Genomic DNA, 11,852 nt, shown 5'->3' with positions numbered 1-11,852 from the left:
CGTTGCCCAGCGGGCACCCGAGGTACCGCGCCCTCATCGCAAAGGCAACGCTATCGGACGAATCGGCGCCGCATCCGCGCCGCGCAACTTCAACGAAGCACCCACGAAGGCGAATTGGTAAACGCGGTCGCGGGACAAGCCTTCCAGATTCACCAGTTCAATGATCGGCGCACCCTGCATGGCCAACAGATAGGTGTGCAGCGGCAAGTAGTTGCCCTCGACCTCGGAAGGGAAGGTTTCAAAGCTCAGGTTGTCGGCACCGACCACCATGGCGCCGCTGACCTCTACCAGAAATTTCGCTGCATCCAGGCTCAGGCCCGGCGGGTTGGCCATGTAGGCCTGGGCGTTCTCGTAGTCACGCATGCGCCCGGTACGGATCAGTACCACATCGCCTTGCTCCAGTGCCACGTGCTGCTTGGCCAGGGCCTGCTGCAGATCGCTGCGGGTAATGCGGTAGCTGTCGGCCAGTTGATCCACACCCTTGGCCGCAGCCACATCGATCATCACCCCTCGGGCAATGATCGGTGGCAGCTTTTCTGCGCCCGTGACATTCCAGCCACGGTCGCCCAGGTGCTGCTCGGCACTGAAGCCGTTCCAGATCTTGCCGTCGAGGCCAAAGTGGTTGAGGGCGTCGATATGAGTGCCCATGTGGGCATACATGGACACCGCCGAGCCGCTGTAGCTGACGTGCTCGTTCATCGGCTCGCCAACCTGCATCGGGTCGGCGATCACATTGCCGTGCGGGGTATGGGTCATCCACATCTGGTAGGGCGGATCTCCCGCCGCTTGCCAACTGGGCATGCCGACAAAGTACTCCACCGCGAGGTCGTAGGCCTGGCCTCCACTGACCCGCCCCATGATTGCAGCCTGCGACTGAGGGGTCATCAGGTTCAGGCGCCCGATTTCGTCCTTCGGCCCCCACGGGCTGATACCCACTTCAGGCTTGGCCACCGCGCCTGCACTGCACAATGAACTGAACACCGACAAGGTGACCAGTCCAGCAAGGTTTCTGATCCACGAACACTGCAACATGACATGACTCCTGTAAGGGTAGGTGGCCATGTTATTGGCTGATGGATCATGGATAATCAGCCATCTAGTTGATTGATATTCAACCCTGGAGAAAAAATATGGACGTGTTGGTGGCCATGCGCACCTTTCGTCGTGTGGTTGAACGCGACAGCTTCAGCCTGGCCGCCGTCGACCTCGGGCAATCCACGGCCGCGGTGAGCAAGCAGGTACGGCAGTTGGAGCAGCGCCTGGGCAGCCTGCTGCTGGTGCGCACCACCCGCCGCATGAGCCTGTCGCAGGCCGGTCAGGCGTACTACAGCGAGTGCTGCCACCTGCTCGACGAGCTGGATGCCCTGGAGCGTGCAACCCAGGTCGGCGCCCGCGAACCCACTGGCCGTTTGCGCGTCAACGCGCCGCTGTCGTTTGGCCTGAAGGTACTGTCACCGATCCTGGTGGCGTTCATGCAGCGTTATCCGCAGCTCAAGGTCGAGCTCACCCTCGATGACCGCCTGCTGGACGTAGTCAGCGAGGGCTTTGACGTTTCGCTCAGGATCCGCAGCCACCTGCCCGATTCCTCGCTGGTCGCCCGACGCCTGGGCCAGGTCGAACAGGTGATCTGCGCCTCTGCGGCGTATCTGCAGGCCAACGGCACGCCGCAAAGCGTAGAGGACCTGCGTCAGCACAACTGCCTGGCCTATCGCCTGGCCGAACATCCTGGCAGCTGGCACTTGCAAGGCCCGCAAGGCAGTAGCCGCCTGGAGCTGCCTGTACGCTTTGCGGTGGACAACAGCCTGATGCTCAGCGACATGCTGCAGGCCGGCCTGGGCATCGGCGCATTGCCCTCGTTCATTGCCCAGCCTTTGCTCGACAGCGGCCAGTTGTTGCAGGTGCTCCCGGAGCAGTCGATGCCTCGACGCTCGATCTATGCGCTTTACGCGAGCCACAGGCATGTGTCGCAGAAAGTGCGGGTGTTCGTCGACTTCCTCGCCACTGCAATTGAGGCGCTACCGAGTGTTCCGGTTGCTACTGCTCAAGCATCAGGCCACGCCCAAAGATGATCGGCTGTTTTGCCAGTTCGGCTTCCAGTTGCCGTTGCGCTTGTGTCTGCGAGTGCTGCGTGTCGGGCTCAGGTTCGCCAGCCTGAGTTTCGACAGCGCATGGTGCAGTGCACTCACTGGATGACGATGGAGACTTTGCCCTTCGCTCTGCCTTGCTCGACATATCTCAATGCCTCTGCCGTCGATTCAAAAGGGAAGGAGCGGTCCACGACCGGTCTGATCACGCCCGCTTCGATGAGGGCGGTGATTTCCTTGAGTTGGGCGCCACTTGCTTGCATGAACAGGAATGCGTAGCTGACCCCGTGCTTGCGCGCCTTTCTGCGTATTCGGCTGCTCAACAGGCGCATGACCTGCCTCAGCGGCCAGGCCAGACCGCGCGCTTGCGCGAACTGCGGTGTTGGCGGCCCCGAAATGGAAATGAGCTGGCCGCCTGGCTTGAGCACCTTGAGCGATTTTTCCAGCACATCGGTGCCCAGGCTGTTCAGCACCACGTCGTAGCCGTGCAGTACGTCTGCAAAATCCTGCTGGGTGTAGTCGATGACCACGTCCGCCCCGAGTGCTTTCACCCACTCCACGTTCGCCGTGCTGGTGGTGGTCGCAACCACCGCACCCAGGTGTCTGGCGAGCTGGATGGCAAGCGTGCCGACACCGCCCGACCCTGCGTGAATCAATACCTTCTGACCTTCTTTCACGTGGGCGATTTCAACCAGCGCCTGCCAGGCCGTCAATGCGACCAGGGGTACGCAGGCGGCTTCGGCCATGCCGAGGTTGGCGGGTTTGAGCGCAAGCGCGTTTTCGTTCACGGCAATCCGTTCGGCAAAGGTGCCGATACGGTCCTCGGGAGGGCGTGCATAGACTTCGTCGCCAGGCTTGAAGTGCGTGACCGCCGAGCCAACGCTGACCACCACCCCGGCCAGGTCGTTGCCCAGTACCAAGGGCAAGCCATAGGGCAGGATCAGTTTGAATTCGCCCGTTCTGATCTTCGCGTCCAGCGGGTTCACGCTGCTGGCATGCACTTGAATCAGTACGTCGTGGAGGCCTACGGCAGGGTCGGGCAGGTCGCCTATCGCGCCGTTCTGCTTGCCGTAGCGGTCGATGAAAAATGCTTTCATGCGGCTGCAGCCCTCGTCAGTTGGAATGAGAATTGGGGCGCAGGCCCGACAACGTTGATTGTCGGGCCAGGCCGGTGTACCTGAAGGGTCAGGCTTGAGCGAGGTAGCGTGGTGCAACAGCGGACTGCTTGATCTGCGACAACAGGCCCTGACGCGCTGCCTGCAGTTCATCCCAGCGCTCGCCTTCCTGCAGCGGCGGGATGGTGACCGGCTCGCGACGGTCGAAACCGAGCAGCGCGGCATCGACCAGATCACCCACCTCCATGATCTCGTTTATGGCATTGATATCGTAACCGGCGCGGTCCCAGATCTCGGTGCGGGTGGCCGCCGGCAGTACGGCCTGCACATACACACCCAGAGGTGTGAGCTCCAGGCCCAGGCCCTGGGATAGGAACAGCACAAAGGCCTTGGTGGCCCCGTACACGGACATGCCGTACTCCGGCGCCAGGCCGACCACCGAGCCTATGTTGACGATCGCACCGTTGCCCGCCTTGGCCAGGCGAGGCGCGATGGCACTGGCCAGGCGCACCAGTGCGGTGGTGTTCAGGGCCACCAGCTGCGCCACGCTGTCGGTGCTCTGTTCGATGAAACTGCCGGACTGCGCGGCGCCGGCGTTGTTGATGAGGATGCCAATGCTGGCGTCATCGCGCAGGCGCGTTTCGACGGCTGCCAGATCGCCCAGTTGGGTCAGGTCTGCTGGCAGTACATCCACGGCAACGCCGTGTTCGCTGTGCAACCGGGTGGCGAGCGCCTGCAGGCGCGCCTGGTCCCGGGCGACCAGCACCAGGTCATGCCCGCGTTGGGCGAAACGTTCGGCGTAGACGGCGCCGATACCGGTGGAAGCGCCAGTGATGAGAACGGTGGGGCGAGTGGTCATGGTGTCATCTCTTGATCAGGTGCACTGAGGTGTGTGTGAAAACGCAGGGTTCGATCACGCTGTGCCTAGTTGGCCGCAGCGCTGGCCTGAGCCATGGTCGGGTAGTCGGTGTAGCCCGCCGCACCGCCGCCGTAGAGGGTGGCCGGGTTGAACGGGGACAAGGGCGCGCCGGCCTTGAAGCGCTCCACCAGGTCCGGATTGCCGATAAAGGGCTTGCCGAAAGCGATGAGGTCGGCCTTGTCTGCCGCGAGTCGCGAGGTGGCCAGGTCACGGTCATAGCCGTTGTTGGCGATGTAGGTGTTCTGGAAACGCTGGCGCAGGCCGTCGAAGTTGAACGGCGCCACATCGCGTGGCCCGCCGGTTGCGCCCTCGACCACGTGCAGATAGACGATGTCCAGCGCGTTGAGTTGATCGACGATGTAATCGAACTGCGTCTGCGGATCGCTGCTCGAAACACCGTTGGCCGGTGACACGGGCGAAATGCGCACACCGGTGCGATCTGCGCCGATCTCGTTGATCACCGCAGCGGTCACTTCCAGCAGCAGGCGCGCGCGATTCTCGATCGAGCCGCCGTAGGCATCGGTACGCACGTTGGCACCGTCCTTGATGAACTGATCCAGCAGGTAGCCGTTGGCCGCATGCACTTCCACGCCATCGAAGCCTGCTGCAATGGCATTTGCCGCCGCCTGGCGGAAATCGTCGACGATGCCTGGCAGCTCGCTGACCTCAAGCGCTCGCGGCTCGGAGACGTCTTCAAAACTGTTGTTGACGAACACTTTGGTCGCCGGGCGCAGCGCAGAAGGGGCGACCGGTGCGGCGCCATCCTTTTGCAGGTCTACATGGGACACGCGGCCCACATGCCAAAGCTGCAGGAAGATTTTCCCGCCCTTTGCATGGACGGCGTCGGTCACTTTGCGCCATCCCTCGATCTGCGCCCGGGTGTAGATGCCCGGTGTGTCCTGATAGCCCTGGCCCTGCTGCGAAATTTGCGAGGCTTCGCTGATCAGCAGGCCTGCGCTGGCGCGCTGGCTGTAATACACCGGCGCCAACTCACTCGGCACGCCGCCTGGCGCTGCGCGGTTGCGGGTCAGTGGCGCGAGCACCAGGCGGTTGGACAGCGTCAAGGTGCCAAGCGTGTAGGGGGTAAATAGATCGCTCATGGGTGGATATTCCGTGTCTGTTGAGGGGGCGTCGTGTTGCGTGTGATTAGGATGATGATCGAAATCTAAACTGTCAACAAATTTGATTACGCTCAACATCTATGTATCATTGGCGCATTGTTTTGAGCGCACATGAGGTGTTGCACGTGAGAGTGACCAAGGCTCAGGCCCAGGCAAATCGGGAGCACATCGTCGAAACGGCCTCAGCGGTGTTTCGCGAGCGCGGTTATGACGGTGTGGGCGTGGCCGATCTGATGGCGGCCGCCGGGTTTACCCACGGCGGGTTCTACAAGCATTTCGGTTCGAAGGCCGACCTGATGGCCGAGGCCTCAGCCAACAGCCTTGCCCGCTCGCTGGCCCGTGCCGAGGCGATTGATGTACAGGGCTTCATCGATGTGTACGTGTCCAGGGATCACCGGGACGGGCGGGGAACTGGTTGCACCATGGCTGCCTTGAGCGGCGATGCCGCGCGCCAGTCCGACACCCTGAAGGACGCGTTCGCCCAAGGCATAGAGCGCACGCTGCAGACCCTGGGGGAGAAGTACCCGCTGGGGCCTGATGCACCGCCGGGGCAGGCCAGGGAAAAGGTGATCGAGCTGCTTGCGCAGGCCGTGGGTGCGATTGTGTTATCGCGTGCGTGCCCGGATGACGCCGCGCTTGCGGATGAAATTCTTGAGGTCTGCCACGCCCGCATGACGGCATCGTTGCCTGTCCAGTCGTAAGTGAGTCATCGCGGGGCTGATGGCCCCGTCATTCCGTTCGTGCGCAATCATCCATCAGATGAATAATGCGAGTGCAAATATGTGATTTCCATCGCTGGCATGGATCGGTGAGTATCTGCCCATCGAAACCTGCCCGCTCAAAAGGAGAATCCCATGTTCAGCAAAGCCGCCGCGCTTGCACTCATCCCGGCAGGGACCGCCTTGCTGGCTGGGGCCGTCCTGCCTTTCCAGGCTGCCAGCAATGCCGCCCTCGGCAGGTTACTGGGGCACCCGCTCTGGGGTGCGTTGACATCGCTGATGGTCAGCGCCGTGGTGGTGGTGATTGCGCTGTTGGTCCTGCGTGTTTCTGCACCTGAAATCGGCAGGGCGCTGCAAGGGTCCTGGTGGCTATGGATCGGCGGCGTACTGGGGGCTTTGTATGTGGGCAGCGCCGCGGCCATCACGCCTCAGCTGGGGGCAAGCGGCTTTCTGCTGCTGGTCGTGGCCGGCCAGATTGTGGCATCGGTGCTGGTTGACCATTTCGGCTTGATGGGGCTTGCCAGCAAGCCGATCACCTTCGCTCGGCTGGCAGGGGTCGTGCTCATTTTCGCGGGTGTGTTGCTGGTGCAGGGCGTTGCTACTTCAACGGTTGAGCCCAGCACTGCCCAGGTCAGTCAGTAACCCTCGCTACCCGTTTGCTGCACATGCGCAACACAACGTTGCGACTCACGACAGGAAAAAAACATGAACTTCGTAAAACTTCAGTTCAGCGATGGGCGTTCCGACGTCGAAGGCATCGAAAGCGTCAATGCGGTATTGCGCAGTGTCGGCGTGCGCGCCAGCACCGTCGCCATCCCCGAAGCGGCAAAGCCGATTCTCGGCGCCTCGCTGATCAACGCCCTGAGCGAAGACGATCACAGCACACTGCTTGCGATCTTCAGCCTCGACCGGGCCGAGCTGCTGGAGCAAATCCACCTTGCCGGTCGCACGCCAGAAGTACACCGTGGTGGCTACCTGGGGACCCGCGAGGGTGATACCGCCCCCTATCCCAAGGTCTATGACATGAAGGCCATGACCCCGCAAATGCGCACATGGGCACTGAATCGTTATGGTCGTCTGCATGTCAATACTTCAGACGACGGCGCGGGCATCGATGAAGTGATGACTGTGGTATCCGGAGGTGCTTTTACCTGGATGTTCGTGCTGCCTGATGGTGTCCTGGCACGTCTGACCGTGCATGAGATCCAGCCCGACGGGCCTGCCGTGCGCCTCAGCTATCCGGGGTTTGGCATGCACGCCGGTTACATGGACCCGCACCAGGGGGTTATTGTGGCCTACGCTCATGGACCGCAAAGCTTCACCATTCGCTTCGACGAGCCCAGCGTGGCGCATGCCGAGCTGCTCAACAGCAACCCTTGGGTCGACTTTTCGGGAGAGGTGCCTCAACTGTTTTCCAAGGTCGGCTAGGCCCGCGAACCGAACCAGAGGAGTGATCGTCATGCGCAGTTTTTCAGTTCAGCGAATAGACCATGTCGTGTTGCGGGTGCAGGACCTCGAGCGCAGCCTGGCGTTCTACACCTGCGTACTGGGATGTGATGTCAAAAAGCGCCGCGACGACCTGGGCATGATTCACCTGGCCGCGGGCACATCTATGATTGATCTGGTGGATGTCAACGGGCCCCTCGGCCGCGAGGGCGGGGCGGCGGCCGGCAAGCAACGGCACAACGTCGATCACTTCTGCCTTCGCGTCGAGCCGTTTGATGAACAGACCATTCTTGCCCACCTGGCGGCGGCGGGTGTATCGGCTGAAAAGGCGATGATGCGCTATGGCGCAGAAGGCACAGGCCTGTCGATCTACCTCAATGACCCTGATGATAATCAGGTCGAGTTGAAAGGCCCTGCACTGCAAGCCTGATGGGTCCCATCAGGTCGGTGGGCAAATGGGCAGGAATAGAAATGATGACAGTCGAACCGTTCTACACTGAACGTTCTGAGCTCAATGAACAGAACATCGAAGAAATTTACCGTATCTGCTCTGATAACTCGGACTATTTCGCGCACATGCGTGAAACCCTGAGCAGGGGAAAGCTGGCAAGGCTACTCACGGCACTCCCGCCAGGTGCCGACCCGAACCACAAGAAAAACATCGGTTTTCGCCAGCAAGGCAGGCTGATTGGCTATTTGGAATTGATCGAGTCTTTTCCGGAAAGTGATCATGTCCTTATAGGGTTTTTCATCCTCGACAAGACAATGCAGCGCGGCGGGCTGGGGTCTGCAATCATCAACTTGGTGCTTGCCGACTATGCCGGATGCGGCTTCAACGTTGCCCTGTTGAGTCACGCCAGCACTGACCCGGGCGCCAGAGCGTTCTGGCTCAAGAACCAGTTCCTGCCAACCGGTGAGGTGGACGCCTGCGAGGATATCGAACTGGTGGTGATGGAGCGCAAGCTGTCGGCGCGGTTCTGACGTCAGTTTGGCTGGGCGCAACTGAACACGGCTTCGCGCAGCCAGCGATGGGCCGCATCGCCTTCCTTCCTGATGTGCCAGGCCTGCTGATAGGCGAACCGGGGTATCTCAAGGGGCGGCTCGAACTGTCGCAGGGATCTGTGGTGGCGCAGGGGGCCGACCGCACGGCTGGCGACCGTCAGGATCAGGTCGGTACCGGCAAGCACTTCGACCGCGGCGCTCCAGTGGGGCAGCGCCAGCGCAATGCGGCGTTTCAAGCCTCGGGCGGCCAGCGCCTGTTCGATCTCATCGTTCGCATCCGGACGAAGCGCGAGCATTACATGCGGGCGAGAGAGCCAGTCGCTGAGCGAAAGACCGCCCTTGGCAGGCAATACTTCTTTGTTCGCGACGCTGACGAAGCCTTCTGAAAAAAGGTCTTGAATCGCGATGGCGGCCGGAACCTCGGGAAAGATGCCCAGTGCAAGGTCCAGCTCACCGTCCAGAAGCTGGGAGATCATCATTTCTCGGCTTGCCTGGCTGATCGCCAGATCAATACCGGGCGCTTCGTGACGCACTTTGCGTGTAAGCGCAGGCAGAAAAATGCGCGCCGCATAGTCCGATAGCGACAATCTGAAACGGCCCTTGGCCGTTGACGGTTCAAATGACGCCGCGCCCAGCAACGCGTTCAGGTTGCCCAAGGCGTCCTGCAGCGGCTGAGCCAGCGCGTGTGCCCTGGCCGTCAACACCATGGCGCCGTTGCGTCGTATCAGCAGCGGGTCATCGAAATGGGCTCTGAGCAAGGCAAGCGCATGGCTGACGGCGGGCTGGCTCTTGTGCAGCCGTATGGCGGCCCGCGTGACATGTTTCTCGGCCAGCAACGCATGCAGCGTCACCAGCATGTTGAGGTCGATTCTGCGCAGTTCATCCATGGAGTGAATACTCGGCTGGTCAGGCGGGGGGCTTCATCAATTTATCATATGAACAACCGCCTTTCGTAACCGTGCGGCGGGCGATTACCATGGCCACGACACCAGGCAAAGAACTGCCGCTGCGCCTGCTGGCGCATAGACCTACTGCTGGATGCCCCATGAAATGACCCTGAAGCTACCGTTGCTCTGCTTGCTGTTGTTCTCACCCCCCCTGTTCGCGGCTAAGTTTGCCTGCCAGCTCAGCGGCGAGATTGTGCCCATTGACGAGTATCCGAGACCGACCAATATCTATACCAAGCTGAAAAACGACGGGCACCCGATGATGGCGTTTGGCTTTTTCATTGCCGAGAGCAAAGCGCTGGACAACAAGAGCGCCACGCGGGACTACTGCCATGCGTTGAAGGCAAAAACGCAGACGGTCATCCTGTCAGGCCAGTACCCGGACGATCACTTCCACACTGGCCAGCGTCTGTCGCTGCGCCATGTTCACCAGGATCAGAATGTGTGGCCGTACTGGCCGGACCGTTACTCTGAAAGCCGGTAGCATGGCGTGCCGACAACGCTTGAGTTCCTGGTGTTTCAAGGGAGTGGGGCAGACGAGGTTTCTTTCCAGCTTAGCTGACGGTCTTGTGCTCTTCGGCAGGCATTACACTGCGCAGGTCCAACCGGTCCACCACGGCGCCGGTGAAAAAATCCACTATCTCGGCGCTATAGGTCAACAGATGATCGCCAAACCAGTCGGCGGCCAGGCGACCAGGCGGGCCTTTGTGGCGCAGAATCATGTTCTCGGTTCGCCCGGTGTCCGCCGCAATGATCATGTCCTCACCCCAGTTGCAGCGCTGCGTCTGCGATATCGGCAGGCACAAGTGACTGCCCGATTCATTGAACAGCATCGTGCCTGCACCCACGTGACCATGTTCGCTTATGTCCTTGGACCACACCGTTGCGCCGTCGCGATCGCAGCATATCAGCCGGTTGTTTTTCCCTGCGACAAACACATGCTGGCCGTCACGGGAAAACCGCAGGCGTTGGACTTTGGCGTCGATTGGCACCGTCAGCCTGTTGATTTCCCCGCTGGCGCAATCAACCGTAAGCACTCGGTTGCGGGCACGTTCGTCGGGGACCCATAGCTTGCCATCCAACGGATCGATGCAGCCGAAGCGCGCATCCAGGTCACGTGCGATCGGCTCGCTGTGCTCGCCGGTTTGCAGGTCGATGATGACGGGGCGTTTTTTTCCATTGAACACACTGACCAGCGCATAGCGACCACTGCGATCGAAGCGCGACCAGAACGACAGGTACTTATGGGTTGCATGCAGCGCGTTGTCACCCTGGAGGAAACTCAGCCGCGAGCGGCTGGCGCCACGGACCACCAGCCACTCTACCGCGCTCAGGGCCATGCGGTGGCCGTCGTGGGCGATGTCCCAGATTCGATCATCGGGTTGGGCGAAGGCGGGTCGGCTCAGAACACCTGTGTCCGGGTGGTACTGGACCAGGCAGGGTGGGCGAGCGGTGTCTTTCTTGTCAAGGAACACCAGGCGGCGGGGTACGTCTATGTACATTGGAACTTCCTAGGCCAGCATGTGAAGCGGCACAGGATAAAGTCTGGTCAAGTTGCAGGAAAGCGGTTGAACGCATCGTCGCTGCCCAGGTCGGGAAGGGGGGCAATCTTCTGCGCCATTTCGACGGGCAGGTGCGCCATGGACGATACGCCAACTACCGATAGAGATGGAGTGATTCCTCGTAGAGCGACACGACGAATGTTGGCGCGTCACAAAATGTCGGGGCGATCAAAAAGTCCCTGAGATCATTGATGTCAGATGATTTTTTCAAGAACATGATCAGGTCATCTTTCGGCGCGATAACCATTTCGCCGTCAAGGTAAACCGTCTTCCCTTTGCGCGAAACAACGTTGTGGGCGATACAGTATTGGCCGGCAGGTAGCTGGTGTTCCAGTTCGTCGAGCGTTGCGATTGGGTGAGTGGATTGTGCCTGGTCAGTGACGTTGAGCATTGCAAGAAACAGCGCGCTCTTGTGGGGTTGCGAACAGTGTTCCCGGTTGGCAAGCAGCTTGAAGGAATAGTTGTTTTTCACCGGTCACCTCACGTCTGTATCTGTATAGGGCTGCCGGTCTTGCTCCGCAAAAGCCGACCGGTAGACGCCCCACCCCATGTACGCGTAGTACTGGGTCATTGCATCAAAATAGCTCGAGGCTTGGACCTGCCAGACGCGTTTCGCATCAGCGTGCAGCAGCGCCCGGGCGCTATCACCGCGAGGGCCAGCCAGGCAGAACGTCTGGCAATCGTCGGGTGCCAGCCAGAGTTCGTGAATCATGGGCGTCTCGACCTCAAAGAGTGCAGCGGGCAAGGGGGCGCAGGATAAAGGGTCGCGGGGCTGCTGGAAAGTTGCCAGCCAACGTTTCAGCGGCTGTAACGCAACGCATCCACCACGACCCCGAACGCCGAGGAGTGTTCACGGCGGTTGGGGTAGTACAGGTGGTAGCCGGCAAGGCGCGGCGCACGCGCAGCGTCGTCTATTCTGCATGACAAACCAGGCGAC

Annotated in this window: 15 protein-coding genes and 1 pseudogene; 7 read left to right on the top strand and 9 right to left on the bottom strand. The window is 60.9% G+C overall.

From position 1 onward, the window contains the following. Positions 1 to 33 precede the first annotated feature (33 nt). Positions 34 to 1,032, bottom strand: a complete 999-nt coding sequence (locus KUO17_RS18210; RefSeq protein WP_217976918.1) for a cyclase family protein — start codon at positions 1,030 to 1,032, stop codon at positions 34 to 36. 98 nt (positions 1,033 to 1,130) lie between these two features. On the opposite strand from KUO17_RS18210, the gene KUO17_RS18205 reads away from it, so the two are divergent. Continuing rightward, complete coding sequence (locus KUO17_RS18205) at positions 1,131 to 2,069, top strand: LysR family transcriptional regulator (RefSeq protein WP_217976917.1); 939 nt, start codon at positions 1,131 to 1,133, stop codon at positions 2,067 to 2,069. Between the two features lie 113 nt (positions 2,070 to 2,182). Here KUO17_RS18205 and KUO17_RS18200 read toward each other — a convergent pair whose 3' ends face one another. The 3 genes from KUO17_RS18200 to KUO17_RS18190 all read right to left on the bottom strand — a co-directional run bounded on the left by KUO17_RS18200 (position 2,183) and on the right by KUO17_RS18190 (position 5,218). Beyond that, the gene (locus KUO17_RS18200) at positions 2,183 to 3,181 is read right to left on the bottom strand and encodes an NADP-dependent oxidoreductase (protein ID WP_217976916.1); all 999 of its coding nucleotides are present in this window, start codon (positions 3,179 to 3,181) and stop codon (positions 2,183 to 2,185) included. An 88-nt stretch (positions 3,182 to 3,269) separates the two neighbouring features. Beyond that, positions 3,270 to 4,058, bottom strand: coding sequence for an SDR family NAD(P)-dependent oxidoreductase (locus KUO17_RS18195; RefSeq protein ID WP_217976915.1), 789 nt, complete (start codon positions 4,056 to 4,058; stop codon positions 3,270 to 3,272). Positions 4,059 to 4,123: 65 nt separating this feature from the next. Continuing rightward, positions 4,124 to 5,218, bottom strand: a complete 1,095-nt coding sequence (locus KUO17_RS18190; protein ID WP_217976914.1) for an alkene reductase — start codon at positions 5,216 to 5,218, stop codon at positions 4,124 to 4,126. Between the two features lie 146 nt (positions 5,219 to 5,364). Here KUO17_RS18190 and KUO17_RS18185 point away from each other — a divergent pair, with 146 nt between their 5' ends. The 5 genes from KUO17_RS18185 to KUO17_RS18165 all read left to right on the top strand — a co-directional run bounded on the left by KUO17_RS18185 (position 5,365) and on the right by KUO17_RS18165 (position 8,385). Then, on the top strand, positions 5,365 to 5,940 hold the full coding sequence (locus tag KUO17_RS18185; RefSeq protein ID WP_217976913.1) for a TetR/AcrR family transcriptional regulator: 576 nt from the start codon (positions 5,365 to 5,367) through the stop codon (positions 5,938 to 5,940). A 153-nt stretch (positions 5,941 to 6,093) separates the two neighbouring features. Next, on the top strand, positions 6,094 to 6,600 hold the full coding sequence (locus KUO17_RS18180) for a DMT family transporter (protein ID WP_217976912.1): 507 nt from the start codon (positions 6,094 to 6,096) through the stop codon (positions 6,598 to 6,600). Between the two features lie 63 nt (positions 6,601 to 6,663). Continuing rightward, positions 6,664 to 7,386 (top strand): hypothetical protein, encoded by a 723-nt coding sequence (locus tag KUO17_RS18175; protein WP_217976911.1) that lies wholly within the window; start codon positions 6,664 to 6,666, stop codon positions 7,384 to 7,386. 31 nt (positions 7,387 to 7,417) lie between these two features. After that, entirely contained in the window at positions 7,418 to 7,834 is a 417-nt protein-coding gene (locus tag KUO17_RS18170) for a VOC family protein (protein ID WP_217976910.1), read from the top strand. 41 nt (positions 7,835 to 7,875) lie between these two features. Then, positions 7,876 to 8,385 (top strand): GNAT family N-acetyltransferase, encoded by a 510-nt coding sequence (locus KUO17_RS18165; RefSeq protein WP_217976909.1) that lies wholly within the window; start codon positions 7,876 to 7,878, stop codon positions 8,383 to 8,385. 2 nt (positions 8,386 to 8,387) lie between these two features. On the opposite strand, the gene KUO17_RS18160 is transcribed toward KUO17_RS18165, so the two are convergent. Beyond that, entirely contained in the window at positions 8,388 to 9,293 is a 906-nt protein-coding gene (locus tag KUO17_RS18160; protein ID WP_217976908.1) for a LysR family transcriptional regulator, read from the bottom strand. A gap of 163 nt (positions 9,294 to 9,456) precedes the next feature. On the opposite strand from KUO17_RS18160, the gene KUO17_RS18155 reads away from it, so the two are divergent. Further along, on the top strand, positions 9,457 to 9,837 hold the full coding sequence (locus tag KUO17_RS18155; RefSeq protein ID WP_217976907.1) for a hypothetical protein: 381 nt from the start codon (positions 9,457 to 9,459) through the stop codon (positions 9,835 to 9,837). Between the two features lie 70 nt (positions 9,838 to 9,907). Here KUO17_RS18155 and KUO17_RS18150 read toward each other — a convergent pair whose 3' ends face one another. From KUO17_RS18150 to KUO17_RS26750, 4 genes and pseudogenes are all read right to left on the bottom strand, one after another. Then, positions 9,908 to 10,693 carry a YncE family protein gene (locus tag KUO17_RS18150; protein WP_255263660.1) on the bottom strand — a complete coding sequence of 262 codons (786 nt, stop codon included), beginning with the start codon at positions 10,691 to 10,693 and terminating at the stop codon, positions 9,908 to 9,910. Between the two features lie 316 nt (positions 10,694 to 11,009). Next, the gene (locus KUO17_RS18145) at positions 11,010 to 11,387 is read right to left on the bottom strand and encodes a hypothetical protein (protein ID WP_217976905.1); all 378 of its coding nucleotides are present in this window, start codon (positions 11,385 to 11,387) and stop codon (positions 11,010 to 11,012) included. A 3-nt stretch (positions 11,388 to 11,390) separates the two neighbouring features. After that, the gene (locus KUO17_RS18140) at positions 11,391 to 11,627 is read right to left on the bottom strand and encodes a hypothetical protein (protein WP_217976904.1); all 237 of its coding nucleotides are present in this window, start codon (positions 11,625 to 11,627) and stop codon (positions 11,391 to 11,393) included. 86 nt (positions 11,628 to 11,713) lie between these two features. Continuing rightward, positions 11,714 to 11,800, bottom strand: a pseudogene (locus tag KUO17_RS26750) (hypothetical protein); the annotation flags it as partial. Positions 11,801 to 11,852: the final 52 nt, after the last annotated feature.

Source organism: Pseudomonas aegrilactucae (assembly GCF_019168305.1).
Classification (GTDB): domain Bacteria; phylum Pseudomonadota; class Gammaproteobacteria; order Pseudomonadales; family Pseudomonadaceae; genus Aquipseudomonas; species Aquipseudomonas aegrilactucae.
The sequence above is the reverse complement of the archived record's forward strand: the minus strand, read 5'-3'. Positions and strand labels throughout refer to the sequence as shown.